The organism is Pseudomonas sp. NPDC089406 (assembly GCF_044900265.1).
In the GTDB taxonomy this organism is placed as follows: Bacteria; Pseudomonadota; Gammaproteobacteria; order Pseudomonadales; family Pseudomonadaceae; genus Aquipseudomonas; species Aquipseudomonas fakonensis.
Window position 1 is genome coordinate 70,033 of record NZ_JBJDNC010000007.1, and the last position, 25,286, is coordinate 95,318.

27 protein-coding genes and 1 tRNA gene are annotated in these 25,286 nt (G+C 64.9%); 20 read left to right on the forward strand and 8 right to left on the reverse strand.

What is annotated here, in order from left to right; translation table 11 throughout:
- Positions 1 to 27: 27 nt before the first annotated feature.
- Positions 28 to 246 carry a DUF2970 domain-containing protein gene (locus ACI2KK_RS07075; RefSeq protein ID WP_404668399.1) on the forward strand — a complete coding sequence of 73 codons (219 nt, stop codon included), beginning with the start codon at positions 28 to 30 and terminating at the stop codon, positions 244 to 246.
- A 398-nt stretch (positions 247 to 644) separates the two neighbouring features.
- Here ACI2KK_RS07075 and ACI2KK_RS07080 read toward each other — a convergent pair whose 3' ends face one another.
- Positions 645 to 1,721 (reverse strand): ABC transporter substrate-binding protein, encoded by a 1,077-nt coding sequence (locus ACI2KK_RS07080; RefSeq protein ID WP_404668400.1) that lies wholly within the window; start codon positions 1,719 to 1,721, stop codon positions 645 to 647.
- Between the two features lie 215 nt (positions 1,722 to 1,936).
- Here ACI2KK_RS07080 and ACI2KK_RS07085 point away from each other — a divergent pair, with 215 nt between their 5' ends.
- From ACI2KK_RS07085 to ACI2KK_RS07115, 7 genes are all read left to right on the forward strand, one after another.
- A complete protein-coding gene (locus ACI2KK_RS07085) occupies positions 1,937 to 3,589 on the forward strand; it encodes a nitrite/sulfite reductase (protein WP_404668401.1) in 1,653 nt (550 codons plus the stop codon).
- The gene (locus tag ACI2KK_RS07090; RefSeq protein WP_217843046.1) at positions 3,573 to 4,067 is read left to right on the forward strand and encodes a DUF934 domain-containing protein; all 495 of its coding nucleotides are present in this window, start codon (positions 3,573 to 3,575) and stop codon (positions 4,065 to 4,067) included. The genes ACI2KK_RS07085 and ACI2KK_RS07090 overlap by 17 nt, the downstream gene beginning before the upstream one ends.
- Positions 4,068 to 4,604: 537 nt before the next feature.
- On the forward strand, positions 4,605 to 5,813 hold the full coding sequence (locus ACI2KK_RS07095; protein ID WP_404668402.1) for an alpha-xenorhabdolysin family binary toxin subunit A: 1,209 nt from the start codon (positions 4,605 to 4,607) through the stop codon (positions 5,811 to 5,813).
- Positions 5,814 to 5,890: 77 nt separating this feature from the next.
- Entirely contained in the window at positions 5,891 to 8,290 is a 2,400-nt protein-coding gene (locus ACI2KK_RS07100) for a hypothetical protein (protein WP_404668403.1), read from the forward strand.
- Positions 8,291 to 8,346: 56 nt separating this feature from the next.
- On the forward strand, positions 8,347 to 9,336 hold the full coding sequence (locus ACI2KK_RS07105) for a hypothetical protein (RefSeq protein ID WP_404668404.1): 990 nt from the start codon (positions 8,347 to 8,349) through the stop codon (positions 9,334 to 9,336).
- Between the two features lie 29 nt (positions 9,337 to 9,365).
- Positions 9,366 to 10,259 (forward strand): hypothetical protein, encoded by an 894-nt coding sequence (locus ACI2KK_RS07110; protein WP_404668405.1) that lies wholly within the window; start codon positions 9,366 to 9,368, stop codon positions 10,257 to 10,259.
- Positions 10,260 to 10,373: 114 nt separating this feature from the next.
- Entirely contained in the window at positions 10,374 to 11,933 is a 1,560-nt protein-coding gene (locus ACI2KK_RS07115) for a hypothetical protein (RefSeq protein ID WP_404668406.1), read from the forward strand.
- A 46-nt stretch (positions 11,934 to 11,979) separates the two neighbouring features.
- Here ACI2KK_RS07115 and ACI2KK_RS07120 read toward each other — a convergent pair whose 3' ends face one another.
- The 3 genes from ACI2KK_RS07120 to ACI2KK_RS07130 form a co-directional block, all read right to left on the reverse strand.
- Positions 11,980 to 12,891 (reverse strand): c-type cytochrome, encoded by a 912-nt coding sequence (locus ACI2KK_RS07120; RefSeq protein ID WP_404668407.1) that lies wholly within the window; start codon positions 12,889 to 12,891, stop codon positions 11,980 to 11,982.
- Positions 12,888 to 13,538 (reverse strand): c-type cytochrome, encoded by a 651-nt coding sequence (locus ACI2KK_RS07125; protein WP_404668408.1) that lies wholly within the window; start codon positions 13,536 to 13,538, stop codon positions 12,888 to 12,890. Before ACI2KK_RS07125 ends, ACI2KK_RS07120 begins: the two co-directional genes overlap by 4 nt.
- A gap of 145 nt (positions 13,539 to 13,683) precedes the next feature.
- Complete coding sequence (locus ACI2KK_RS07130) at positions 13,684 to 14,043, reverse strand: hypothetical protein (protein ID WP_404668409.1); 360 nt, start codon at positions 14,041 to 14,043, stop codon at positions 13,684 to 13,686.
- A 161-nt stretch (positions 14,044 to 14,204) separates the two neighbouring features.
- Here ACI2KK_RS07130 and ACI2KK_RS07135 point away from each other — a divergent pair, with 161 nt between their 5' ends.
- The 8 genes from ACI2KK_RS07135 to csrA all read left to right on the forward strand — a co-directional run bounded on the left by ACI2KK_RS07135 (position 14,205) and on the right by csrA (position 19,963).
- The gene (locus tag ACI2KK_RS07135) at positions 14,205 to 14,507 is read left to right on the forward strand and encodes a DUF1883 domain-containing protein (protein ID WP_217884608.1); all 303 of its coding nucleotides are present in this window, start codon (positions 14,205 to 14,207) and stop codon (positions 14,505 to 14,507) included.
- A 7-nt stretch (positions 14,508 to 14,514) separates the two neighbouring features.
- Positions 14,515 to 14,685: a hypothetical protein gene (locus tag ACI2KK_RS07140; RefSeq protein WP_217843042.1), complete on the forward strand. Its 171-nt coding sequence runs from the start codon at positions 14,515 to 14,517 to the stop codon at positions 14,683 to 14,685.
- Between the two features lie 27 nt (positions 14,686 to 14,712).
- Entirely contained in the window at positions 14,713 to 15,810 is a 1,098-nt protein-coding gene (locus ACI2KK_RS07145) for an NAD(P)H-dependent flavin oxidoreductase (RefSeq protein ID WP_404668410.1), read from the forward strand.
- 103 nt (positions 15,811 to 15,913) lie between these two features.
- The gene (gene modA, locus ACI2KK_RS07150) at positions 15,914 to 16,672 is read left to right on the forward strand and encodes a molybdate ABC transporter substrate-binding protein (protein ID WP_369990955.1); all 759 of its coding nucleotides are present in this window, start codon (positions 15,914 to 15,916) and stop codon (positions 16,670 to 16,672) included.
- The gene (gene modB, locus ACI2KK_RS07155; protein ID WP_217884604.1) at positions 16,672 to 17,352 is read left to right on the forward strand and encodes a molybdate ABC transporter permease subunit; all 681 of its coding nucleotides are present in this window, start codon (positions 16,672 to 16,674) and stop codon (positions 17,350 to 17,352) included. Before modA ends, modB begins: the two co-directional genes overlap by 1 nt.
- A 1-nt stretch (position 17,353) precedes the next feature.
- Positions 17,354 to 18,445 (forward strand): molybdenum ABC transporter ATP-binding protein, encoded by a 1,092-nt coding sequence (modC, locus tag ACI2KK_RS07160; protein WP_404668411.1) that lies wholly within the window; start codon positions 17,354 to 17,356, stop codon positions 18,443 to 18,445.
- Positions 18,446 to 18,500: 55 nt separating this feature from the next.
- Positions 18,501 to 19,511, forward strand: coding sequence for a DNA topoisomerase IB (locus ACI2KK_RS07165; protein ID WP_404668412.1), 1,011 nt, complete (start codon positions 18,501 to 18,503; stop codon positions 19,509 to 19,511).
- 260 nt (positions 19,512 to 19,771) lie between these two features.
- Positions 19,772 to 19,963, forward strand: coding sequence for a carbon storage regulator CsrA (gene csrA / locus ACI2KK_RS07170; protein ID WP_217843036.1), 192 nt, complete (start codon positions 19,772 to 19,774; stop codon positions 19,961 to 19,963).
- A gap of 74 nt (positions 19,964 to 20,037) precedes the next feature.
- On the opposite strand, the gene ACI2KK_RS07175 is transcribed toward csrA, so the two are convergent.
- The 3 genes from ACI2KK_RS07175 to ACI2KK_RS07185 are packed head-to-tail and all read right to left on the reverse strand — an operon-like array spanning position 20,038 to position 23,010.
- Complete coding sequence (locus tag ACI2KK_RS07175) at positions 20,038 to 20,391, reverse strand: response regulator (protein ID WP_404668413.1); 354 nt, start codon at positions 20,389 to 20,391, stop codon at positions 20,038 to 20,040.
- A gap of 12 nt (positions 20,392 to 20,403) precedes the next feature.
- The gene (locus ACI2KK_RS07180) at positions 20,404 to 21,849 is read right to left on the reverse strand and encodes an ATPase domain-containing protein (RefSeq protein ID WP_404668414.1); all 1,446 of its coding nucleotides are present in this window, start codon (positions 21,847 to 21,849) and stop codon (positions 20,404 to 20,406) included.
- 6 nt (positions 21,850 to 21,855) lie between these two features.
- Complete coding sequence (locus ACI2KK_RS07185; protein ID WP_404668415.1) at positions 21,856 to 23,010, reverse strand: nitrogen regulation protein NR(II); 1,155 nt, start codon at positions 23,008 to 23,010, stop codon at positions 21,856 to 21,858.
- A 145-nt stretch (positions 23,011 to 23,155) separates the two neighbouring features.
- Between ACI2KK_RS07185 and ACI2KK_RS07190 the strand changes: the two genes are divergently transcribed.
- From ACI2KK_RS07190 to ACI2KK_RS07200, 3 genes are all read left to right on the forward strand, one after another.
- Positions 23,156 to 23,368: a hypothetical protein gene (locus tag ACI2KK_RS07190; RefSeq protein ID WP_404668416.1), complete on the forward strand. Its 213-nt coding sequence runs from the start codon at positions 23,156 to 23,158 to the stop codon at positions 23,366 to 23,368.
- A gap of 94 nt (positions 23,369 to 23,462) precedes the next feature.
- Positions 23,463 to 23,547 (forward strand) — tRNA-Leu (locus ACI2KK_RS07195).
- Between the two features lie 106 nt (positions 23,548 to 23,653).
- Positions 23,654 to 24,067, forward strand: a complete 414-nt coding sequence (locus ACI2KK_RS07200) for a DoxX family protein (protein ID WP_404668417.1) — start codon at positions 23,654 to 23,656, stop codon at positions 24,065 to 24,067.
- A gap of 22 nt (positions 24,068 to 24,089) precedes the next feature.
- Here ACI2KK_RS07200 and ACI2KK_RS07205 read toward each other — a convergent pair whose 3' ends face one another.
- Positions 24,090 to 24,278, reverse strand: a complete 189-nt coding sequence (locus ACI2KK_RS07205; RefSeq protein WP_404668418.1) for a hypothetical protein — start codon at positions 24,276 to 24,278, stop codon at positions 24,090 to 24,092.
- A gap of 243 nt (positions 24,279 to 24,521) precedes the next feature.
- Here ACI2KK_RS07205 and ACI2KK_RS07210 point away from each other — a divergent pair, with 243 nt between their 5' ends.
- Positions 24,522 to 25,196, forward strand: a complete 675-nt coding sequence (locus tag ACI2KK_RS07210) for a polysaccharide lyase family 7 protein (RefSeq protein WP_404668419.1) — start codon at positions 24,522 to 24,524, stop codon at positions 25,194 to 25,196.
- Positions 25,197 to 25,286 lie beyond the last annotated feature (90 nt).

Below are 25,286 nucleotides of genomic sequence, written 5' to 3' on the forward strand. Positions count from 1 at the left end.
GATTGCCCTGCGCTCAAGGAGCCAAGCATGGACGACCCCACCCCAGGCAAACCGCCGACCTTCTGGCAAATGCTGCACAGCATCCTCGCTGCCGCCTTTGGTGTGCAAAGCGGCAAGAACCGCGCCCGCGACTTTACCCATGGCAAGGCCAGCCACTTCATCGTGATGGGCACGCTGTTCACCCTGGTGTTCATCCTGGTACTGGTGGGGTTGGTGCAGTTGGCGATGCACCTGACCACCCGCTGACCCTGCACCGCCGCCCCTCTGTAGGAGCTGGCTTGCCAGCGATAGGGCCATCGGCACCCATGCAAGAATTGGCGTTTCCAGGCCTGGCCCTATCGCCGGCAAGCCGGCTCCTACAGAGGCTGGCCAACCCGAATACGAGAACGCCCGCAGGATTCCCTCCCGCGGGCGTTCGGCTTGCTTCACGGTCTTGAAACTAAGGCTACTGGTGGCTGACCCAATACACGGCAGTGACCACCACCAGCACGATCAGGCACAGGATCGCCCAGGCGTCGACACTGCTGTCAGCTTTGCGGACCTTGGTAGAGTTGCCCATTGCATTGCCTCTTGTAGTGATTATGGGAATGCACTTCACCAGCAGCAGTTAAGTCCAGCAATGTCCTTTGCTCAAGCAGGGGCTTTCAATAGTCGACGGGTGACGTAAGAAACGGGTACTGGAAGTTCGCCGGCCGGCCCTCGGCGCTGTAACGCTTGAAGTCGACACCGTAGTCGTCGTGCTCCAGCAACTTGAGCCAGCGCCGCGCCTTGTTTGCATCGATCGACTGCAACACCGGCACCTGGTGCTCGCGCAGCCCGTCACGGGCCAGGTTGATGCCGTGGGCATCGTCGTGCAGCATCACCATGGCCCAGCCGCCCAAGGCGAAATGCCCGCCCATCAACACCCCCAGGCGCCCCTCGATGCGTGCACGCAGGGCCTCGGGCGAGCTGTTGACGGCGCTGAATACCACGTCACGGCCCGGCACCCGGCCGGCCTCCTCGAAGGCACGCATGGCGCCGAACGCCATCTGGTCGTTGGCCGACCATACCAGCCGGGTTTCGGGGTAGCGCTGCAGCAGCATGGCCGCCTGTTCACGGGCGCGCTTGCGGCTCCAGCCGCCGTATACCACCTGGCGCAAGCGCACCTGGGGGAAGTCCGCCAAGGCCCGGCGCATGCCCTGCTCACGCAGCTGCGAGGCTGGCGTGTTCTTGACCCCGGCAAAGGCCACCAGGTCCACCGGGCCGCTGTTGCGCGGCAGCAAGGCGACCATCTGGTGCAGCATCTGGTAGCCGGCCTGCTCGTCATTGACGGTGAGCGTGCCGAGTATGGGCGCATATTTGTCGGGCTGGGCCTGGATGCTGCGCGCCTGGTTGGCGGTCAGGCCGTTGTTGACCAGAAACAGCTTGACCCCGGTGCCGCGGGACAGGCGGATGATCTCTGGCGCCACGTACAGTTCATTGACCAGCACCAGGTAGTCAGGGCGTTGCGGCCCCTCGAGAACCTCCCGCGCCTGCGCCATGGCCGCCTCGGCGCTGCGCTCGCTGTAGCGCACCTGCAGGCTCAGGCCCAGGTCATCGGCAGCGGCCTGCATGATGCGCGTATAGCTGGCCCAGAACACCTCGTTGGGCGTGCCGGGGTTGAGGAATACCACCGAGGCTGCCTGCGCGGTAGCCGCCAGCGGCAGGCTCAGGCACAAGCTTTGGCACAGCGCCTTGAGCATGCGATTACACCCTTTGAAACAAACCCGGGAGTATAACCCTCTTGCCCTGGCTGCCGAACAAATGCCAGTCAGTCTCACTTAGTCCGTTTGGTTCTTTTCATATGCAAAAACATCACTTTAGCGCATAAACCCAACCTGCTATCGTTCCCCGGCTCCGAACCGGAGTGCGCGGCCGTGCGCGCGAATAGCTGCATGCAGCCTGAGACAGGACTTTTATGTACGTATACGACGAGTACGATCAGCGGATCATCGAGGACCGCGTCAAGCAGTTCCGTGATCAGACCCGCCGCTACCTGGCCGGTGAGCTGAGCGAAGAAGAATTCCGCCCTCTGCGCCTGCAGAACGGCCTTTATATCCAGCGTTTCGCCCCGATGCTGCGCGTGGCCGTACCGTACGGCCAGTTGAGCGCACGCCAGGTCCGCACCCTGGCCAAGATCGCCCGCGACTACGACAAGGGCTACGCCCACATTTCCACCCGCCAGAACGTGCAGTACAACTGGCCGGCTCTGGAAGACATCCCGGATATCCTGGCAGAGCTGGCCACCGTGCAGATGCACGCGATCCAGACCAGCGGCAACTGCCTGCGCAACACCACCACCGACCAGTTCGCCGGTGTGGCTGCGGACGAAATCGTCGACCCGCGCCCGTGGTGTGAAATCGTCCGCCAGTGGACCACCTTCCACCCGGAATTCGCCTACCTGCCGCGCAAGTTCAAGATCGCCATCAACGGCTCGAAAGAAGACCGCGCCGCCATCGAAGTGCACGATATCGGCCTGGAGCCGGTGCGCAACGCGGCCGGCGAGCTGGGCTTCCGCGTGCTGGTGGGTGGCGGCCTGGGCCGCACCCCGGTGGTGGGTTCGTTCATCAACGAGTTCCTGCCCTGGCAGGACCTGATCAGCTACCTCGACGCCATCCTGCGCGTGTACAACCGTTACGGTCGCCGTGACAACAAGTACAAGGCGCGCATCAAGATCCTGGTCAAGGCGCTCACCCCGGAAGTGTTCGCCGAGAAGGTCGAGGCCGAGATGGCCCACCTGCGCGGCGGCAGCACCACCCTGACCGAGGCCGAAGTGCAGCGCGTGTCGCGCCACTTCGTCGACCCTGAATACCTGGCCCTGGACAACCTCGAGTACAGCACCCAGGACGCCGAGCACCCAGGCTTCGCCCGCTGGCGCTCGCGCAACACCCGTGCGCACAAGCGCCCTGGCTATGTTGCCGTGACCCTGTCGCTCAAGCCCACCGGCGTCGCCCCGGGCGACTTGACCGACAAGCAGCTGGACACCGTCGCCGACCTGGCCGAGCGCTACAGCTTCGGTTTCCTGCGCACCTCCCACGAGCAGAACATCATCCTCGCCGACGTCGAGCAGCGCCAGCTGCACGCACTGTGGCTGGAGCTGCGCGAAAACGGCTTCGCCACCCCGAACATCGGCCTGCTGACCGACATCATCTGCTGCCCGGGTGGTGACTACTGCTCGCTGGCCAACGCCAAGTCGATCCCGATCGCCGAATCCATCCAGCGCCGCTTCGACGACCTGGACTACCTGTTCGACATCGGCGAGATCGACCTGAACATCTCTGGCTGCATGAACGCCTGCGGCCACCACCACGTCGGCCACATCGGCATCCTCGGTGTGGACAAGAAAGGCGAGGAGTTCTACCAGGTATCGCTGGGCGGCAACGCCGCACGCGATGCATCGCTGGGCAAGATCCTCGGCCCGTCCTTCGCCCAGGACGCCATGGCTGACGTGATCGAGAAGCTGATCGCCGTGTACGTGGAACAACGTACCGAGGAAGAGCGTTTCATCGACACCTACCAGCGTATCGGCATCGACCCCTTCAAGGAACGCGTCTATGCAGCGAATCATTAAGCACAACCAGATCGTCGACGAAACCTGGCACCTGCTGCCCAAGGACTTCTCGTTCGACGAGCTGACCAACTGCGACGACTACATCGTCCCGCTGCAGATGTGGCGCGACCATGCCCACGTGCTCAAGGCCCGCGACGGCGGCCTGGGCGTGTGGCTGGACAGCGACGAGGAAGCCGAAGAGATCGGCGAAGACGTGCAGCACTTTCAGGTCATCGCCCTGAACTTCCCGGCCTTCACCGACGGGCGCAGCTACTCCAACGCGCGCCTGCTGCGTGACCGCTACAAGTTCAAGGGTGAGCTGCGCGCCATCGGCGATGTGCTGCGCGACCAGCTGTTCTTCATGGCCCGCTGCGGTTTCGATGCCTTCGCCATCCGTGCCGACAAGGACCCGGAAGACGCGCTGCAAAGCCTGAAGGACTTCTCGGTAACCTATCAAGCTGCCACCGACGAGCCGCTGCCGCTGTTCCGCCGCCGCTGATCGTTAACTGCACTACCGAACGGCCCGCCTTGCACCCAAGGCGGGCCGTTTGCGTTACAGGCACAAAGTTCATCAAACGCTGCCAAGTTAAAGCCAACCCTAATAAAAGCAGCGAACTTGTTACTGTTAAAAACAGCCCCGTTATTGCAAATAACGCCTGTCTCGCTACGCCACTAAAATGTCTCGTCAAGCTATGCGATAGGGCAAATAGCACCTTGCCATTATCGGTGCCGGCGCCAACACTACAGCTCCCGGCTACCGCCTGCGTAGCGCAAGGAAGCACCGCCATGCACAACGCCAACGCCCCACCCCCGGGCGCCTGACGAACCTCGGTTCGCCCCCTTCAATATGCACTTGCACTGACGGCCCGCGCACTAATGCGTGCCGCTGGATGCGTGCACTTTGAATAATGCCTGAACCGGTAAAACTGGTGACCCGATCATTAATGAGCGGGTCGACGCGCACACTTGCGCACCTAGAAAGTTGGTATCAGTAAGTTCACGTGTTTCATCAACCCACAACCAAGGAAGATCGATCATGACCCTGCCAGCCAACACTACCGTCACCACCCTCGCCCCACCCAGCGGCCTCGTCGTGGCCAACCCCACCCCCGGCTCGCCTCCCCTGTTCTGCCTGTTCACCAAGGACTGGCTGACCATGCAGGCATTCATCGCCCAGGCCATCCAGCTGCCCATCGCCGTGGGCGACTTCCAGAGCAAGTACGGCACCTTCAGCGACGAGGCCGAGGTCAAGGGCTGCGTGGCGGCCATGCAAGCCGTCCAGGCGCTGGGCACCACCTTCGGCGACCCGGTGGCACTGGTCAAGCAACTGGCCAGCAACCCGGCGATCCTGCAGACCGACACCGCGCCCGACCAGCTCTACGTGCATATCGTGTGGTTCGCCACCAAGCTGTACCAAACCGCCACCAGCTACAACCAGACCCTCGCGCAGTTCATGCAGGTGCTCAACGCCGTACCGGCCAACCAGCTGCAGGAAGTGGTCACGCAGATCCTGGTCGGCCCGGGCGGCCTGCAGTCCAACGCCGATACCATGAAAAGCCTGACCAACGACCTGATCCAGAAACTGGCCCAGTTCACCAGCCAACTGAACCCGGCGGTGACCACCATGAACACCTACACCGCCAACTCGTCGAAGTTCTACAAGGACGTCAACGACGCCATCGGCGCAGACGCCGAAGATGTGAAGACCTTCCAGCATGAAGCCGATGTGGCCTACAAGCTGTGGCGCGACCTGACCATCTCGGCGGTGACTACTTCGGTGGGCGTCATGGTGCTCACCGCAGGCCTTGCCTGGCCCATTTCCGCCACTCTCGCAGGGGTGCTCGGAGACCAGGCCAAAAAAGCCCGGGACGCCTATAACAAGGCCTGCCAGGAACGTGACGACGCGGCCAGCGACGAGCAGAAGAAGATGACCCTGCTGAACGACCTTGGCGCCTTCAACAGCAAGTCCGCCGATGCCAACACCGCCGCACTGGCCTTCAAGCAGGACCTGGAGCAAGTACTGGGGGTGTGGACCACCATCGGTTCCAACCTCGACTTCATCGCCAAGAACTTCACCCCCGACAAGTTCGACGGCCTGCCGGCCTGGCGCGACGCCATGATGCTCGATCAGGCCACCCAGGACTGGCACACCATCGCCGACAAGGCCAACGAGTACACGGCCAACTCGCTGGTGTCCTACAACATCGTGCCGTTCGGCCAGCAAGTGCCCGACCCGGCCAGCTGACAGCGCCTGCCCGCAGCCGGGCGCCCTGGCGCCCGGCCCCTTCGCCGTACCCATCGTTTCAATCATGGAGAACCCCCATGGCGACCCTCCCGAGCAACAGCGCGCTCGACTGGCCGGCACTTGCGCAACAGGCAGCCCCCTTCACCAGCCTCGCCAGCGTCACCGACCCGGTCAGCGGCCTGGTCGACCTGACCTGGTGCGGCCTCAAGACCAGCCTTTCGGCAATCCTCAAGAACCAGCCAGCCAGTGGCCTGCACAGCCTGGCGATTTTCGCCGACACCCTGGTGCTGGATGTTCCGCAGGTAAACACCAGCGGCCTGCTGCTGGTGGTCCGCGAGCTGGACGCCAGCGCCCTGGGCGACCAGCCGCTGCGCATCCAGCCCGGGGCTGATGGCAGCATCGTCGCCCAGGTGCTGGTAGGCGATGTCGGCGCCGGCAGCTTCTGCCTGGCCGCCAGTGGCCAGGACACCACGGTCAGCCCGCCCACCAGCACCGGCCCGCTGCTGGCCACCACTTACCTTGCCAACCGCAACGAGCCCCTCAGCGCCCTGGCGCCCGACCAAGGCAGCCGGCTGAGCACCCTGCTGGGCTACTCGTGGAACGTCAACAGCCTGTACTCAAGCTTCAGTGCCGCCGCCTGGCTGATGGACGAGCGCGACAACCCGCTTGCCAGTGCCACCGCCAAAGCGATGCTGGCCTGGGTGGTCGCCAGCAGCGCCGGGCTGGTCAACCAGCAGCAACTGCCCAGCGACTACGGCCAGCTGTACAGCCAGGCTGCCGCTCTGCTGGTCACCCTGAACGTCGCCGACGGCGCGACCTTCGTCCCCGTGCTGTCCTCGGCCTGGTACTCGCAGCAGATGGACGCCGCCCTGGGCATCATCCGCAACTACGAAGGCCAACTGGCGACCCTCGACACCCAAGGCGACATCGCCCAGGCCATCGCCACGGTCAGCGCCACCTTGCAGGGCACAGCCAACGACGAGATCGCCCCGCTGCAGACGCAACTGGACAACATCAACCTCAACACCGCCGCACTGCTGGATGACATTCGCCAGTTGCGCAGCGACTTCACCCTGCAGACGCAACGGGCCAACACCGCGCTGGGCGTGCTGAAAAACCAGATTGCCCTGCAGACCATCAAGGACCAGCTGGCGGCCGAACTGGGCCTGGCCATGAACGTGCTGAGCCTGGCATTCGACGCGGCCAAGCTCGAAGCCGGCGACGCAACGGCGGTGAAGGATGCGGTGGAGCACGGGGTCAAGGCGATCAAGTCGCTGGTCGAAGTCATCGAAAGCGGCCAGGGTGCCAACCCCGACAACCTGTCGCAGGCGGCGGTAGAGCTGCTGCAGAACCAGGCCGCGATGATGAACACCGTGCTCGATGGCAGCCTGCTCTGGGCCCAGGCCATCGCCCAGCAAAGCGGCGGTGTGCTGCCCACCGACCTGGCCGCCATCACCCTGGACCCGGTGACCGACTGGGACAACTACCTGGCTGCGGCCGAGGCCAACATCACCTCGCTGCAGCGGGATATCGGCGGCGGCGCCCTGCCGGCCTCCGACACCTACCTGGCCAGCCTGAAAATCCTCGCCAGCTACGGCAAGGCCATCGGCGGCAAGTTCGTCGCCTACGTGGCGCAACTGGTGCAGGCCACCGTGGTGATCGCGCAGATCAAGGCCGCCCGGGACGTGGAGGCGCGCTGGCAGGCAACCGAGGCTGGTGCCAGCTCCGACGTGCAACGGCTGGCAGCGCTCAAGGCATTGGTGCTGGGCCGGCAACAGGCGATCAAGCGCGCCCTGTACCAGGCCTGGAGCTATTACGCCGCCTCCTACTTCTACCTCAACTTCCAGTCCCCGCCGCGCAACCTGCACCTGGACATGGACGCCGCGGCCCTGCAAGCCGCGCTGGCGGGCGTGGCCGACTGGGTGGCGGCGGCGCTGGGCAACGCGCCAGGCGGCGATACCGTGCAACTGCCCAGCACCAATGCGCACATTGAGCTGGACTACGCCATCCTCGCCGAAGGCGCCAGCGCCGGCGCCTCCGACACCGCACTGCTCGACCAGGCCGCCGACGGCAGCTGGAACCTGGCCTTCAGCCTGCCGCTGGGCAGCGCCCAGCTGGACGGCGTGCTGCCCAACCGCGGCCAGTGCGCCATCTGGATTCGCGAAGCGGCGTTCTTCCTTGACGGCATCACCCCCAACAGCAAGGGCAACGTGATCGCCAGCGTCACTACCTCGGGCACCTACCAGAACGGCCTGTCCACGCAAGACGCCTACACCTTCGTCACCAAGCGGCTCAGCGGCAACTACGCCTACGCCGTGGCCGACCAGCGCGTGTACAGCCCCTGGGCAATCGACGCCGCGGTGTACATGACGCCGACGCCCTACACCCAGTGGACGCTCAACCTGGCGCCAGGCAGCGGCGACCCGAGCACCGCCAGCCGCCTGCGGGTCAAGCTGGTCATCGCCTACCGCGCCTGAACCTGCCCACCACGCGTGCAACGCCCAGGCGTTGCACGCCAACCTGGAACATCACCATGCAAGCACTCGACTTCGCCTGCCCGCCAGGCACCAGCCAGTTCAGTACCACCAGCGAGCGCCGACCAGCCGCTGACTACCGCCCTTCCTGCTGCACCGCCGATGCCGTCGGCGGCGCCCAGGCCAACGCCCTCGCCGCCATGGCCGCACTCGCCAGCACCTGCAACGATGCCGTCGGTTTGATCAACCAGAACCCTTTGGGCCGCTATCAAAACAACGGCTCATGCAGTTACGACTGCGGTTTTCGCGAGCAGACCTGGAGCTGGTGGGCCGACTACCGCCCGACCAACGCCAACCTGGCCTCGCAGGTGAACGGCATGAACCTCGCCGCCCCCTATGCCACGGCCTTTCAACCGACCCGGCAGTGGCTCGAAGGCGCCCTGCCCGGCAATGCTCGCCAGTTGCAGGAGCAACTGGCGCTGATTGCCAGCATCGATGCGGCCATCGCCGCCAGCGGCCAGCAGACACCCGAGCAGCAAGCCCAGCTGGCTCAAGCCTTCACCGCCCTGAGCAACCTGCTGGCAAGCAACCTTGGGCAGGCCAACCAGGCCTTGGGCAACCTGGCGTCGTTCCTTTCGTGGGCGCAACCGGCCACCTCGGGCCTGGCCGACTACGTCAACAGCTGCAAAGCCTACATCCAACAGAGCGCCATCAACCTGGAAAACGACCTGATCGGCAAGATCGCCTGTGGCGCCGGGGATGTGCGCAACACCATCAATGGCATGCTCAGCGACGTGGGGGCCAAGTTCGCCAGGATGCAGCCTGGCTTCGATGCGGTGAACGCCCGCGAAGTCAACGCCCTGCAGGCCGGCGACGCGGTGGCCGGAGTGTTCCTGGGCCTGCAGGCGGACAGCCAGCTGGTCGGCCAGCAACTGGACCTCGCCCGCACCTTCGAACCCGCCAGCCCGCTGAGGCAGATGCACCTGAACATCGCCGGCAGCACCTGGAACCATTTCGTGCAACAGGCCGACAGCCAACTGCAAGCCTGACCCACCGCCCTCTGCCAAGGATGATCGCGATGAACCCGACCACCTCCACCCCGCCAGGCGCCAGCGCAAGCCTGTGCATGCCCGATGCCATGAACGTCCCCGGCATCTGCCGCGGCGCGCTGACCCAGTGGCCGCAACTGCACGCAGCGCTTGCCCGCCTGGCCACCACTGACGCTGCACCGATGGCCGCCCACCAGGCCGGTGGCCCGGAGCAGTTGCAGGCCGCCCTGCGCCTGGACCCCGGCTACCTCACCCAGCCCACACCCCCGGCGGACCTGTACGGCCATTTCGTCTGGCTGGCGGTGCGCGTGCTAAAAGCCGCCCGGCGCTTCAACCTGACCCTGCAGCACCTGCCGGACCTGTTCAGCATGGCCCCCGGCAGCAGCGCCAGCGAGCGCGGCGGCTGGGTCAGGCAAGTGCTGGCCGGCGCGGACGGCCTGCTCGCCGAGGCCCAGGCACTGACGGCCCAAGCCAGCGCCTTCGGCCACCCGCTACACAGTGCACAGGCCAGCGCCCAGGCCAGCCAGGCCCGCTGGCAACCGGCTAGCGTCCAGAGCGAACCCACCCCCGCAGACAACCCTGGCCCGGCCCTGCATGCCTTCAGCCAGGCCCAGGCCCGCGCCCGCAGCGAGCAGTACCAGTCCGAGCGGTTGCAACTGAGCGCCGCCAACCAAACGGTGGCAGCTGCGGTCGGCAACATGGCCAGCGCCATCGAGACCCTGGCCACGGCCTGGCAAGCGATGGTCGCCCAGTTGCAGGCCATCGCTGCCCACCCGCCGGCCGAGCTGGGTAGCCTCGACTACCTGCGCACAAACCTGGCCCTCGACCAGGCGGTGGCGCAATGGGGCAGTTTCGCCGGCACGCTGGAACAGTTCGTCGCAGGTTCCCTGGGCAGCAGCCGGGTGATCGCGCGTACGGCCTGATGACCCGGGCAGCTCAAGCGGGGCACCTGCACGCCCCGCTTGACCTGCAGCTCAAGTTAATGGCTGGCACGCCGATATCATTGCTGTATTCATTACTGCGCAAGGACAGCGATGATGATCTCTGCCATCTCCGGTTTACGGATCGTGCCCCAGCAGGCCGCCACCGCAACGCTGGCCGCCAGCGTGAACCAGGCCGCAACCGTCACCGACACCCCCGCCACCCAGGTCACGCTCGGCCAGGACACCCGCATCACCGATGCCGACACCTATTCGTCCCTGCGCACCCCAGCCGTGCGCTATGCCTGGCAGAACGAAAACGCCCTCGACAAGCTGAGCATGAAGATGTACGGCAGCGTCACCGGCACCAGCATCGGCGCACGCTTCCAGGGCCTGGGCGCCTCGCTGATCGAACAACTGGCCGCCAACGGTGGCCAGCGGGTTTCGCAATCGGCTCTGGTGGTGAGCGACAGCAGCGCAACCACCCCAGGCGCACTCGAGCTGCAACGGGCCCACCTGCGCGAGCACGCCAGCAACAGCATCACCCTCAACCTCACCACCGCCTCTGGCGCCACCGTCAGCATCGGCCTGTACAGCGACGAGCAAGGCCTGGCCGTGGACGCCTCGGTCGCCAACGGCGAGCTGAATGCAGCAGAACTCAAGGCGCTGGCAAAAATTGCGGACGGCTTCCAGCAGGCCGTTGACGGCCTCGCCCAGGACACCCCGAGCCTGAAGCTCGACGGCCTGCTGCAGGTCGACCAGAGCCTGTTCAGCGGCGTGCAGATGAATGCCAGCCTGAAGCTTGCCAGCGGTGAGCAGCAAACCTTCGACCTGCGCCTGGACGGCAGCCAGCGCAGCCTGAGCCTGCAAGGCCCAGACGGCCAGGTAAAACTCGAACTCGACAGCCAGGATGGCGCGCTGCTGGGTAACCAGGCGCAACGCTCAGCGGCGCTGAACAACTACCTCACCCAGTTCGACGCGGCCCGGCAACGGGGCCAGGGTGACAAGCAGTTGAACACCCTGTTCAAGGATGCCTTCCGCCAGCTCAACAGCGTGGATGACGACAGCACCCGCCCGGCCAACCACGACTGGAAGATGAACACCCTGAGCCGTTCGTTGCTGAGCGGCCTGGCCGACTTCAAGGCATCGATCAGCCAGACCACCGACGCCCCCAACCCGATCCGCCAGAATGAAGTGGACCACTTCGACTACAGCGTTTCGCAGAGCACCAGCAAAGTCGGCAAGGGCAACAACTTCTCGGTGCAGCAGGACCAGCAGTCAAGCCTGAAGGCTGCCTGGCACACCAGCCTGGACCCAAGGGTGGATCTGCTGCTGACCCGCGACAACAAAACCCAGAACTACCGCTACTACCAGGTAAACGACCAGGCCAGCAGCAGCACCCGCACCAGCATCGTCGACGGCGCCCTGCAGGCCGCCAGCACCACCCGCGAGGCCAGCCAGAGCGAGCGGGTGCAGGAGTACGTGAAGGGTGACCTGAAGTCCGACAAGACCACCGCCGACAGCGAGCGCAAGGCGCAAGACCAGCGCAACCTGATCGATACCCTGCTGGAGCGCGATGCACGCTCGCGCAAGCTCAAGGGCATCTCGAGCTTTGCCCAGGACATGGCCAGCAACAGCCGGCAGTGGCTGCTTCAGGGCAACCCTTCGCGCCTCTGAGTAACGCCGGCCGGCGCGCCACATAAGCGCGCCGGCCGACGCAGTTTCAGCGGGTGCTGCCCTGCCCGATCAGTACGCCATCGACCTTTTGCCCGTACAGGTTGACGCCGTCATTGGCGTGGAACTTCAAGCGGGTCTTTTCCACCGAACCTTCCACCAGGCGCGGGTCCTGCGGGCGCTCGTGGCGGTTGACCCAGGCCGCCACATCCCACGCCTGCTGGTCGCTCAGGCTGCCGGGCCGGCCCAGCGGCATGTTGTACTTGATGAACGAGGCCGCCGTGTTGATCCGGTGCATGCCCGCGCCCCAGTTGTACGAGTCATTGCCCCACAGCGGCGGCATCACGTACTCGCCGGCCACCTTCTGGCCTTCGCCATTGGCCCCGTGGCAGATCGCGCACTGCTCGGCGTACACCTGCTGGCCACGCTTGAAGTCGTAGCCTTGCGCCGGCTGCGGCACTTCGGGGTAGCCGCGCCCGGCCAGTTCCACCGCGGTCGGCGCCTGGGTCGAGAGCCAATAGGCATAGACGCTCAATGCCGTCATCTGCGGGCTGTCGGCGGCAGGCGGCTTGCCGTTCATGCTGAACTGGAAACAACCCTGGATGCGCTCGGCGAAGGTGTTGACCTTGTCGTTTTTCTTGCGATAGGCCGGATACATCGGGTACGCGCCCCACAGCGGCGCTGAATGGGCCATGCGCCCCTGATCGAGGTGGCAGTTGCTGCAGTTCATGCCATTGCCCACGGCCTCCGGCATCAGCCGCCGGGTATCGACGAACAACGCGTGGCCCTCACGGACCAGCTTGCCGAAGGCATTGTCGGGGATCGTGCTTTCCGCTGGCGGTACAAACTGCGGCGCGCTACCAACGCCCGGCACCTTGAGCTGCGACTGGTCCGGCATGGCAATGGGTGTGGCCTGGGCGCTGGCCATGAACAGCAACGAGAGTGGCAACAGTGCTTTCATGGCCTGGCCTCCTGGTGAGCGGGCTGGGCGAAGTAGCCGGCCAATGCGTCGACCTCGCTGTCGCTGAGCGCCTTGGCGACGTTGACCATCAACTGGTTGGGGTCGTTGCTGCGGGTACCCATGCGCCAGGCCTTGAGTTGCGCCGCCAGGTAGGCCGCCGGCTGCCCGGCCAGGGGCGGGAAGTGCTCGCCGACGCCACTGCCGCCCGGCCCGTGGCACTGCACGCAACCGGGCAGTTGCCGGCCCCAGTCGCCATACAGCGCCAGGCGGGTCAGCGGGTCTGTGGCTATCTGCTGGCGGCGCAGGTCGGGTGCCGGGTCTGCCGGCATTTGTGCAAGGTAGCGGCTGACAGCGTCGATTTCCGCCTCATCCAGCGCCTTGGCCAAGGGCTCCATCACCGCCTGCTTGCGGCTGCCCTGGCGAAAATCACGCAATTGCTTGGCCAGGTAACCGGCCGGCAACCCGGCCAGGCGAGGGAAGCCGGCGGCGGCGATACCTTTGCCATCCGCCCCGTGGCAGCCCATGCAGGCCATTGCAGCGGGGTTCTGGCCACCCCGGTTGAAGATCGCCTGGCCATCGGCGGCATGCGCCAACGGCCCGGCCAGGATCAGCAGGCTGCCGATCGCGACGCGACTCAATGGGTTCATCACGGAGGTTCCTTTTCCTTGTTATAAGCTTAGACTCAAACGGCATAAGCCAATGAATACTAGGCCCCATCGCCGGCGTGCGACAACCTGCCGCCGGTAAGGAAAAGGGCGGAACCCCCGCTATTCACGCATTTACTGAGCTGGATCAACTACCAGAGATACAAGCCGTCGCAGCTTCGCGCACATCGCCCAGGCGCAGCGGGAAGTTGCTCAACCGCTCGTGCACCTTGATCGCGCTGCCGCTGCCGCGCTTGTCGATGTCCAGCAGCGCCGCAGGGCCGGCATTGGGAGTCAGCTTCTGCGGCACGATCAGGCGCAGGTCATCGCCGTGCTGTTCTTCCTGCAACGCATCACGGCTGCCGTGCAGGCGCTGCTTGACGCAGTCGGCGTACTCGCGCGGCGTCTTGCCCGACATCACATCCAGGGTTTCATGGGTCTGCTCAAGGTCCGCCACACTCGAGCAGCCACCCACCATCAAGGCAAAACCCATCACCAGCCATTTCATGCAAACGCTCTCCCACTTCAAATTCATGCTCTGACCACAGCTGGGCGGATTTGCTCCCCGATGTGGCAGAAATCTCATCGCCCGGGCCAGCCGGGGCGCAAGTGTACCCTCACATCGTGATATCTTTCCTGTTTGCTGAACCAATCCTTGCGGAGCACCCCATGAAATTCGTACACCAGCGCGAGCATCTGAACGAAGACGACATCGTCGTCGTCGAGGGTTCCCAGCGCTGCAATATCCGCCTGATGAACGACGCCAACTTCCGCAGCTTCAAGAACGGCGGCCGCCACACCTACCACGGCGGCCACTTCGACAAACTGCCGGCGAAGATCAACGTGCCCAGCACCGGCTTCTGGAACATCACCATCGACACCGTGACCACACGGCCGATTTCGGTGACCCGCAAGCCCGCCTCCACCTACAAGATCAAGATCATTCGTCGCTCGTCGTCGAAACTCGGATGAAACCTGCATGACCCAGACCACCAAGTACGTTATCAAATACAAGCTCGACGGCCAGCGCCGCTGGGATTTCGCGCTGATGCCCGACGCATCGCTGGAACAGGCCCAGGAGGCCCTGCGCAAGATCCACGGCGAAGACGCCGAGAAGATCAGCGACATCCAGGTCAGCAAAGCGCTGTAAACACCCGCCGCACTCAAGGAGTCGCCCATGATCACCTGGCAAGACCGCCGCATCCTCGACCTGCTGAACATCGAGTTGCCCATCCTCCAGGCGCCCATGGCCGGCGCCAGCGGCTCGGCCATGGCGATTGCCGTCGGCAACGCCGGCGGCCTGGGCGCCCTGCCCTGCGCCATGCTCAGCGAAGCGCAACTGCGCAGCGAGATCGCGGCCTTTCGCAGCGCCTGCCAGGGCCCGCTGAACCTGAACTTCTTCTGCCACCAGCCCCCGGCCCCGGAGCCTGAGCGCGATGCGCGCTGGAAGCAGGCGCTCAAGCCCTACTACGACGAACTCGGCGCCGACTACCAGGCGCCGACGCCGGTGTCCAACCGCGCGCCGTTCGACGAGCAGGCCTGCCGGCTGGTGGAAGAACTGCGCCCGGAGGTGGTCAGCTTCCACTTCGGCCTGCCCGAGGCTGGCTTACTGCAACGGGTCAAGGCCAGCGGCGCCAAGGTGCTGTCCAGTGCCACCACGGTGGAAGAGGCGCTGTGGCTGGAGCAACACGGCTGTGATGCGATCATCGCCATGGGCCTGGAGGCCGGTGGCCATCGCGGCATGTTCCTGAGTGACGACATCACCAGCCAGGTCGGCACCTTCGCCCTCGTGCCGCAGATCGCCGACGCCGTGGGCCTGCCGGTAATCGCCGCAGGCGGCATCGGTGACCATCGCGGGCTGCGCGCTGCGCTGGCCCTGGGCGCCTCGGCGGTGCAGATCGGCACCGCCTACCTGTTCTGCCCCGAGGCCAAGGTATCGCCGGCCCACCGCCGGGCGCTGGACAGTGCGCCGGCCAGCGATACCGCATTGACCAACCTGTTCACCGGCCGCCCGGCCCGTGGCATCAACAACCGCATCATGCGCGAGCTGGGGCCGATGAGCCCGCTGGCGCCGCGCTTCCCTTTGGCCGGCGGCGCGCTGATGCCGTTGCGGGCGATCAGCGAGCCGCAGGGTAACAGTGAGTTCAGCAATATGTGGGCTGGCCAGGGGTTGCGGCTGGGGCGGCAGATGGGGGCTGGGGAGTTGACCCGGGAGATTGCTGAGATGGCCGCTGGCCTCATCGCCGGCAAGCCGGCTCCTACAGGGGCCGTGTAAGGGCCGGCTTGCCGGCAATCAAGCATTCTCCCCTTCCCGACGGATGGCTTATCGCTATATATTCAGATACATAACGATAACCCGCCCCCAAGGAGCCTGCTTCATGCGTATTCGCCTGTCCCACCTGGCCGCCACTGCCCTGGCCAGCCTGATCTCCCTCAACAGCGCCTGGGCCGATGAAGTACAGGTCGCGGTAGCCGCCAACTTCACCGCGCCCATCCAGGCCATCGCCAAGGACTTCGAGAAGGATACCGGCCACAAGCTGGTCGCCGCCTATGGCGCCACCGGCCAGTTCTACGCACAGATCAAGAACGGCGCGCCGTTCGAAGTGTTCCTGGCTGCCGACGACACTACCCCGGCCAAGCTTGAGCAGGAAAAAGAGATCGTTGCAGGTTCGCGCTTCACCTACGCCATCGGCACCCTGGCCCTGTGGTCGGCCAAGCCTGGCTACGTTGACGCCAAAGGCGACGTGCTGAAGAAGAACGAATTCAAGCACCTGTCCATCGCCAACCCGAAAGCTGCCCCCTACGGCCTGGCCGCTACCCAGGTGCTGGACAAGCTGAAGCTGACCGAGGCCACCAAGGCCAAGATCGTCGAAGGGCAGAACATCACCCAGGCCTTCCAGTTCGTCTCCACCGGTAATGCCGAACTGGGCTTCGTCGCCCTGTCGCAGATCTACAAGGACGGCAAGGTCAGCGAAGGTTCGGCATGGATCGTACCGTCCAGCCTGCACGACCCGATCCGCCAGGACGCCGTCATCCTCAACAAAGGCAAGGATAACCCTGCCGCAAAAGCCCTGGTCGAATACCTCAAAGGCCCGAAAGCCGCTGCGGTGATCAAGTCGTACGGTTATGAAATCTGATGCCGCTGGATGCCAGTGACCTGGGTGCGGTCTGGCTGACCATCAAACTGGCCAGCCTTACCACCGCCATTCTGCTGGTGGTGGGCACGCCCATCGCCTGGTGGCTGGCGCGTACCCGCTCCTGGCTGCGCGGGCCGATCGGTGCGGTGGTGGCCCTGCCCCTGGTGCTGCCACCGACGGTGATCGGCTTTTACCTGCTGCTGGCCCTGGGGCCCCATGGCTGGATCGGCCAGGGGCTGCAGGCGCTGGGTTTGGGCACGGTAGTGTTCAGCTTCACGGGGCTGGTGATCGGCTCGGTGGTGTATTCCATGCCCTTCGTGGTGCAACCGCTGCAAAATGCCTTCGGTGCCATCGGCCAGCGCCCGCTGGAAGTGGCGGCCACCCTGCGCGCCAGCCCCTGGGACACCTTCGTCCACGTGGTGCTGCCGCTGGCCCGGCCCGGTTTCATCACCGCCAGCATCCTCGGCTTTGCCCACACCGTGGGCGAGTTCGGCGTGGTGCTGATGATCGGTGGCAACATCCCCGACAAGACACGCGTGGTCTCGGTACAGATCTTCGATCACGTCGAGGCCATGGAATATGCCCAGGCCCACTGGCTGGCCGGGGCAATGCTGGTGTTCTCCTTCCTGGTGCTGCTGATGCTCTACGCTGGCCGCCGTGGCAAGGCTGGCTGGAGCTGAAATGAGTGCATCGATACAGGCGCGGCTGAAACTGGCGCGCGACGACTTCACCCTGGACGTCGACTTGCAGTTGCCCGGGCGCGGCATCAGCGCCTTGTTCGGCCACTCCGGCTCCGGCAAGACCTCCTGCCTGCGCTGCCTGGCCGGGCTCGAGCGCGCTGCCAGCGCCTACATCGAGGTCAACGGCGAAGTCTGGGAAGACAGCGCCAACGGCCTGTTCATCGCCCCGCACAAGCGCCCGGTGGGCTACGTGTTCCAGGAAGCCAGCCTGTTCCCGCACCTGTCGGTGCGCGGCAACCTGGAGTTCGGCTGGCGGCGCATTGCGCCCAACGAACGCAAGATCAGCCAGGACCAGGCCTGCCAGCTGCTGGGCATCGGCCACCTGCTCGAACGCAAGCCGGCCACCTTGTCCGGCGGTGAAGCACAGCGGGTGGGCATCGCCCGGGCCTTGCTCAGCAGCCCGCGGCTGCTGCTGATGGACGAGCCATTGGCCGCGCTGGACAGCGCGCGCAAACGCGAAATCCTGCCGTACCTGGAGCGCCTGCACGACGAGCTGGACATCCCGCTGGTGTACGTCAGCCACTCGCAGGATGAAGTGGCGCGGCTGGCCGACCACCTGGTGTTGCTGGAGCACGGCAAGGCCGTGGCCAGCGGCCCGATCAGCCAGACCCTGGCGCGCCTGGACCTGTCGCTGGCCCAGGGCGAGGACGCCGGCGTAGTGCTCGAAGGCGTGGTGGTCGGGCACGACCCGCATTACGGGCTGTTCGAGCTGCGCCTGCCCGGTGGTGAAGGCCCGTTGCTGCGCATCGCCCACCCCGATCTGCACGTGGGCAGCACCCTGCGGCTCAAGGTGCAGGCCCGCGACGTCAGCCTGGCGCTGGCCGCCGACAGCGCCTCGAGCATCCTCAACCGCCTGCCGGTGCGGGTGCGCGAGTGCCGCGCCGCCGACAACCCGGCCCACGTGCTGGTGAGCCTGGAGGCCAGCGGCAGTGCGCTGCTGGCACGCATCACCCGCTACTCGGCAGAGCAGCTCGGGGTGCGGCCCGGCCAGGCGCTGTGGGCGCAGATCAAGTCGGTGGCGCTGCTGGGCTGAGCAACCAGGCAGCAGGCGTTGTCCATTGAGCAGAGCCACCCGATGGACTGCGCCGATGAGCGACTGCCCGCTGCCTGCCAGCCTGCATTATGTAGACGACACCCTGCCCGGCCTCAGTCGCCGCCGCTGGCGTGACCGTTTTCACTATTTCGATGCCGAGGGCGCGCGCATCCGCGACGCCGATACCCTGGCGCGCATCGCCGCGCTGGTGATCCCGCCGGCCTATACCGAGGTGTGGATCTGCGCTGACCCGCAGGGCCATCTGCAGGCCACCGGCCGCGATGCCCGCGGGCGCAAGCAGTACCGCTACCACGCGCAGTGGCGCGAACTGCGCGATGGCCACAAGTACGGGCGCATGCTGGCCTTCGCCCGAGCGCTGCCGGGCCTGCGCAGGCAGCTGGAAACACACTTGGCGCGCCCGGGCCTTGACCGGGAAAAAGTCATGGCTCTGGTGATCAGCCTGCTCGACAGCACCCTGATCCGCATCGGCAACCGCCGCTACCTGCGCGACAACCGCTCCTACGGCCTGACCACCCTGAACAACCGCCACGTCAAGGTGCAGGGCAGTACCATCCGCTTTCAGTTCCGCGGCAAGCGCGGTGTGGAGCACGATGTCACCCTGCGCGACCGGCGCCTGGCGGCGTTGCTCAAGCGCTGCATGGAGCTGCCCGGCCAGGCGCTGTTTCAGTACCTGGATGCCGACGGCCAGCGCCACAGCATCGGCTCCACCGAGGTCAACCAGTTCCTCCAGCAACTGACCGGTGCCGACTTCACCGCCAAGGACTATCGCACCTGGGCCGGCAGCAGCCTGGCGCTGAGCCTGCTGCGGCCGCTGGCCTGGGAGCCGGACAGCGAGGCCCGGCGCCAGGCTGCGGGCATCGTGCGCCAGGTGGCCGCACGGCTGGGCAATACCCCGGCCGTGTGCCGACGCTGCTACATCCACCCCGCCGTGCTGGAGCACTTTCACCTCGGGCGCCTGACAGCGCTGCCGCGTGCCCGGCAACGCAAGGGGCTGGAGGCGGACGAGGTGGCGCTGCTTCGATTCTTACAGGCACTGGCGCCCTAACGTTGATTGACGCACGCTATTTACCCCATCACGCAAGGAAATTTCCCATATCCGGCCATTCCCCCTATCCTTGCCACCGAGCACCTTCGCCAATGAATCACTGCGACTTTCATTGGCACCTGCAAAAGAAGACACGCAACAGAATTTGTCTGCCGGGGAATTACTAACCGCCGAAAGCGTCTTTAATGAGAAGGAAGAGGGACAGGCTCCCACCGCAGGGCAAAGGCCTCGCGGTTTTCTACATCACCAAGGAGAACTACATGCTGATACTCACCCGCAAGGTTGGCGAAAGCATCGTCATCAACGATGACATCAAGGTCACCATTCTGGGCGTCAAGGGGATGCAAGTGAGGATCGGTATCGATGCACCGAAAGATGTCCAGGTGCACCGTGAAGAGATTTTCAAGCGTATCCAGGCGGGCAGCCCGGCACCTGAAAAGCACGACCAGTAAACTGACAGCCAACGCATCGAGCCGCACGGACGCGCCTGATCGAATGCCCGCCCACGCGGGGAGCCTCCTGAACCTCAGGTGCCCAGCAATTCGCGCACCTTGGCGATCATCCTGTCCATGTCGAACGGCTTGTCGAACGCGGCAGTGAACAGCCCGGGGCTCGCCTGGTTCGCCTGTGCGCCACTCATGAGAATCACCGGCAGATGCTCGAGCTGCGGCTCGTCACGTATTGCCCGCGCCAGCTCCTCGCCATTGAGCACCGGCATCATGTAGTCGGTGATCACCAGGTCCACATGCTTTTCCTGCAGGGCATCCAGCGCCTTGCGCCCGTTGCTGGCCTTCTCCACCAGATAACCTTCATCTTCCAGGGCAAAGCCGAGGATGTCGGCAATCAGGTACTCGTCATCGACGATCAGGATGGTGTTCATGGCCCTGTCCCGTCAGCGGTCCCCGTTGGGAACCGCCGTCCCGCTGAGCACCCCGGCGGTACCCTCGAAAGCTGGCCTGAGGGTGATGCCCTGGGCGCTCAGGTTAAGCGCCTGCAGGGACGGATCGTGGTCGCTGTCGCGCACCTTGACGATCGACAGCACCCGGTGCAGGCGTGCCTCAAGCTCGGCCAGGCGCAGCAGAACCAGGTTGTCGACGATGCTCGACAGGTCTGGCGCCGGCGCGGTGATCTCGGCGCCGAAAATATCGCGCATTTCCCAGGTCAGCAGCACGGTCACATCCCGCGCCCGCAACTCGCCGGTCAGGGCGCGGAAAAACGCATTCAGGCGTGGCGGGTCGAGCGCCAGCCGGCCAAAGGCTCCCAGGCTGTCGATGACCACGCGCTTGGCTCCCGAGGCCTGCACCTGCTCCAGCAAACGTGCGCCCACCTGGTCGAGCAAGCCTTCGGTGGTGGGCTGCCAGCACAATTGCACGGCGCCGCTACTCTCCAGCTCACCCAGGCCCAACCCCAGGGCCTGCGCCTTCAGCCGCAGCCGCGCCGGGGTTTCGTAGAAGCCAAAATGCAGCCCCCGAGACTCCCGGCTGGAGGCTGCCAGAAAAGCGATGCCCAGTGCGGTCTTACCAACCCCGGAAGGCCCCATCAGCAGGCTGACCGAGCCTTGGGCCAGGCCGCCACCGAGCATGCGGTCGAGGTCGGGCACCCCAGTGCCGACCTTGTCGAGGGTCTGCCCGCCAGGTTGGCTGGGGTGGCTGTACAGCGACTCCAGGCGTGGAAACACCTGCAGGCCATCCTCACCGATCAGGCATTCGTGGCGCCCCGACAGCGCAGCACTGCCGCGGGTCTTGCGCAGTTGCACATGGCGTACGGCGGTGTTGCCGACCAGGTGTTCGCTGAGCTCGATCACCCCGTCGACCATGGTGTGTTCGGGGCTGCCCTCCTCCAGCCGGGCACTGGTCAGCAGCATCACCGTGCAGCCGGCAAAAGCGGCGTGCCCCTGCAATTCGGACACGAACTTCTTGGTGTCCAGGCTGGTGGTCGCGCGGGTGCGCGCGTTGAGCAAACCGTCGACGATCAATAATGAGGCCTGATGCCGGGCGATCTCCTGACGCAACAGGCGTACCACGGCATCCAAGCCGTCCTGTTCGAGGGTGTCGAAGGCACTGACGAACTGGATGGTATCGCCCACCTGCTGGCGGTCGAAAAAGCTCAAGGTCGACAGGTACTGGAACAAACGCTCGTGGGATTCGCTGAGCAAGGTCGCCACCAGCACCCGCCCGCCCTCGCGCGCGTGGTTGCAGGCCAACTGGTTGGCAAGGATGGTCTTGCCCGAGCCCGGGTGGCCCTGGACGATATAGGACGCCCCCACCACCAGGCCGCCCTTGAGCAGGGCATCGAGCCCGTGGATGCCGGTGCGCAGGCGCTTGAGTTGTTCAACCATGGCAATCTATCCGTCAGTCGGGTTGGCATCGAGGCAGGCCGGCAGGTAGAGGCTCATGCAGGTACCCTCCCCTGGCTGGCTGCTGACGCAGATGGCGCCGTTGCTTTGCTTGGCGAAACCGTACACCTGGCTCAGGCCCAAGCCCGTGCCTTTACCGAAGGCCTTGGTGGTGAAAAAGGGTTCGAAGATGCGCGGCAGCACCAGCGGGTCGATGCCCTGGCCATTGTCATGCACGGCAAAACGCACGAAATCGCCATGCAAACCTTCAACTTCGCCGGCCAGCTGTACCTGCTCCACCCACAGGCGGATCTGCCCCTGCTCGGGGATGGCATCACGGGCGTTGAACATCAGGTTGAGCAACACCATCTGCAGTTGCCCGGCGTCGACCTCGATCATCGGCAAGCCAGGCTGGACGCTTTCAAGCAGCTCGATATCCCGGGGCAAGGCATGCTCCAGCAGGCTGCGGGTAGCCTCGACCACCGCCGCCGGGGCAATGCGCGCCTCGGTCAGTTGCCGGTGGCGGGCGAAGCTGAGCAGTTGCTGGGTCAGCTCGGTGCCCCGCTGGCCGGCATCGAGGATGTGCTCGAGCAGGCGCTGGGTACGTGCCGGGTCCTGGCTGGTGGCCGCCAACCGGGCCGAGCTGAGGATGATGGTCAGCAGGTTGTTGAAGTCATGGGCAAGGCCCCCGGTCAGTTGCCCCAGTGCTTCGAGCTTTTGCGCCTGGAACAGCTGCGCGCGCATGGCATCGAGCTGCAACGCCGACTCGCGCCGGTCGGTGATATCGCGGGTAATCTTGGCCAGGCCGATCACCTGGCCCTGCTCGTCGCGAATCACATCCAGCGCCGCCAAAGCCCAGAACTGCGTGCCATCCTTGCGCACCCGCCAGCCTTCGTCCTGGGCCACGCCCTGCTCCAGCGCCTGGCGCAACAGCCAGGCCGGGCGGCCGTCGGCGCAATCCTGCTCGGTGAAGAACAGCGAAAAGTGCCGGCCAATCACCTCGTCGGCGCGGTAACCCTTGATGCGCTGGGCACCGGCGTTCCACGACACCACGTGGCCGGTGGGGTCGAGCATGTAGATGGCGTAGTCCACCACGGCCTGAACCAGCTGTTCATAGCGCGTTTCAGGCATGACGGAATGGGCGGGGCGGTCCGCTGAAACCATGGGAGCTCCACAAGCACCGCAAAAGGACATACTGAGCGTAGTCATAAAGTGCTGGCGGCACCGTGACTATCGACAGCTCAGGGCATGGTCGCCCGCGTACATTTTCCCTATAGTGGGCCGGCACCGCCCACCACAAGGACGTCCCATGCCATCGAACCCCCGCATGCAAGGGCTGCAGACCGACCTGCTGCGCACCGCCAGCGACCTCGACCTATTGTCCGAAGCCCTCGATGGGCACGCCCGCTACCTGCGCCACTCCATCCACAAAGCCGACGCGCCCGTGCTCGATGAACACGCCCAGGGGCTGCGCGACTCGGCCGGCAACATGCGCGAGCTGGCCGGCACCATCACACCCTGATGCGGCTGGCTGATTGACGCTTGTATATCAATAGGTTATAAAGCGCGCTTGATTGCAAAGGCCTTCTGATATCGAAGCCTGGGCGGTCAAACGTGCGAGTGTGGTGGAATTGGTATACACAGCAGACTTAAAATCTGTCGGCGTGAGCCTTGCGGGTTCGAGTCCCGCCACTCGCACCAAATTATTGTCGTTGAAGGCGCCCTTGCGGCGCCTTTTTCGTGCCCGCCGGAAATCCGCCACCCAGCTGCTAGAGTGGACAGTGTCACCGTCCACCGGAGCGCCACCATGCGCCATGCACTGCTCGAAGGGCAACGCGACATCGTCCTGCTGCTCGCCCGTGTTCTGCTGATGATTTTGTTCGTGCTTGCCGGCTGGGGCAAGCTGACCGGCTTCGAGGGCACGGTCGGTTACATGACCTCCCTCGGCGCGCCCGTGCCAACCCTGGCCGCCGCAGTGGCGGTGATCATGGAATTCGTGGTCGGCATCTTGCTGATCCTGGGGTTCTACACCCGGCCGCTGGCGCTGCTGTTCGCCCTGTTCGTGCTGGGCACCGCGCTGATCGGCCACCCGTTCTGGAGCATGGTCGACCCTGAGCGCAGCGCCAACATGACCCAGTTTCTGAAAAACCTCAGCATTATCGGCGGGCTACTGGCCCTGGCCGTTTCCGGGCCTGGGCGTTTCTCCCTCGACAAAGGCTGACGCAGGATGGGCGACTGCGGCGTCAATCGTCGCAGTCGTCGTGCCAGGCCGGGTGATCGTCGTCTTCGTCGAAATCATCCTGCAGTTCTTCGTCTTCCTCGACCTCGTCCAGTGCGCCGTAGGCGTCGGCTTCGGGGTCGTAGCCGTCATGAAATTCAGGGTCGAGCAGGTGATCGTGCTCGGGTTCGTGCAGGTCGTCTTCGTCGTGCATCACAGGCTCCGCTTGTACAGGCGTGCCTGTATAGGCCCATGCGCGCCGCCGGTCAATGGCCAGCGGCGTTAACCCTCACTTAACCGACAAGGCGCAGCCTTGAGGCTCTCCCTTCAATACGTCCTTTGCCCGCCCTCCCCTGGCGGGCTTTTTTTTGCCCCTCATCCATTGCCTTGAACTTTGCTCCCGCTTGCTTGGATCGCACAGGTGCAGGACCTGTTTTTTCTTCAAGGAGAAAGCGAAATGGCTGTGAATATAGACAACCTCATCATCACCACCCCGGTGCCGAAATCGCCGACCAACCCCGTGGCCCTGGAAGTCACCGGCGCCCAGGCGCTGGCCACCCTCAGCAATGTGGTGAGCCGCCTGAGTGACGGCTCGGTACGGCTGAGCGCCCCGACCAAAGGCGCCTCGAGCAAAAGCACCCACCGCACCCGCTGCGAATGGAAGGAGGCCGTGTACTGGGCGCTCGGCAGCGCCGCTCGCCACCGCAACCACCAGCGCATGCTGCTGGAAAAGGTCAACGCCGCGAAAAAAGTGGTGATTTCACAGATGCACGTGAAGGACGACGACAGCCCGGTGATCAAGGTGTTCTGGAACAACGGCAAGATCACCCTGGGCTTTCGCCAGGACTTCAACCAGGTGACCCCGCTCAGCGCCAACGTGCTGGCTGAAGTACCGCTGGGCACGCCGTTCGACATTACCATCGAGACCACTTCTGCAGGCGTCGCGACAGTCACCGCCACCTGCAACGGCCGCACGGCAGGCTCCGGGCCGCTGCAAATGGCCGCCAGCTGGAATGCGCGTACGTTCAACTTCCATGGCGGGGTGTACAACCAGGTGGACTACAGCGAGACCACACCGGCTGATGAGGGGTCGGTGTGCGTGATCAGCCAGCTTGAGCTGAGCCACCAGTAACGCTAACAGGCCACGCCTGCGGGCGTGGCCACCGCCGCCGTACATTTGCCGACAACAACAGTGAGGCACGTGGCCATCATTTGCTGCAGG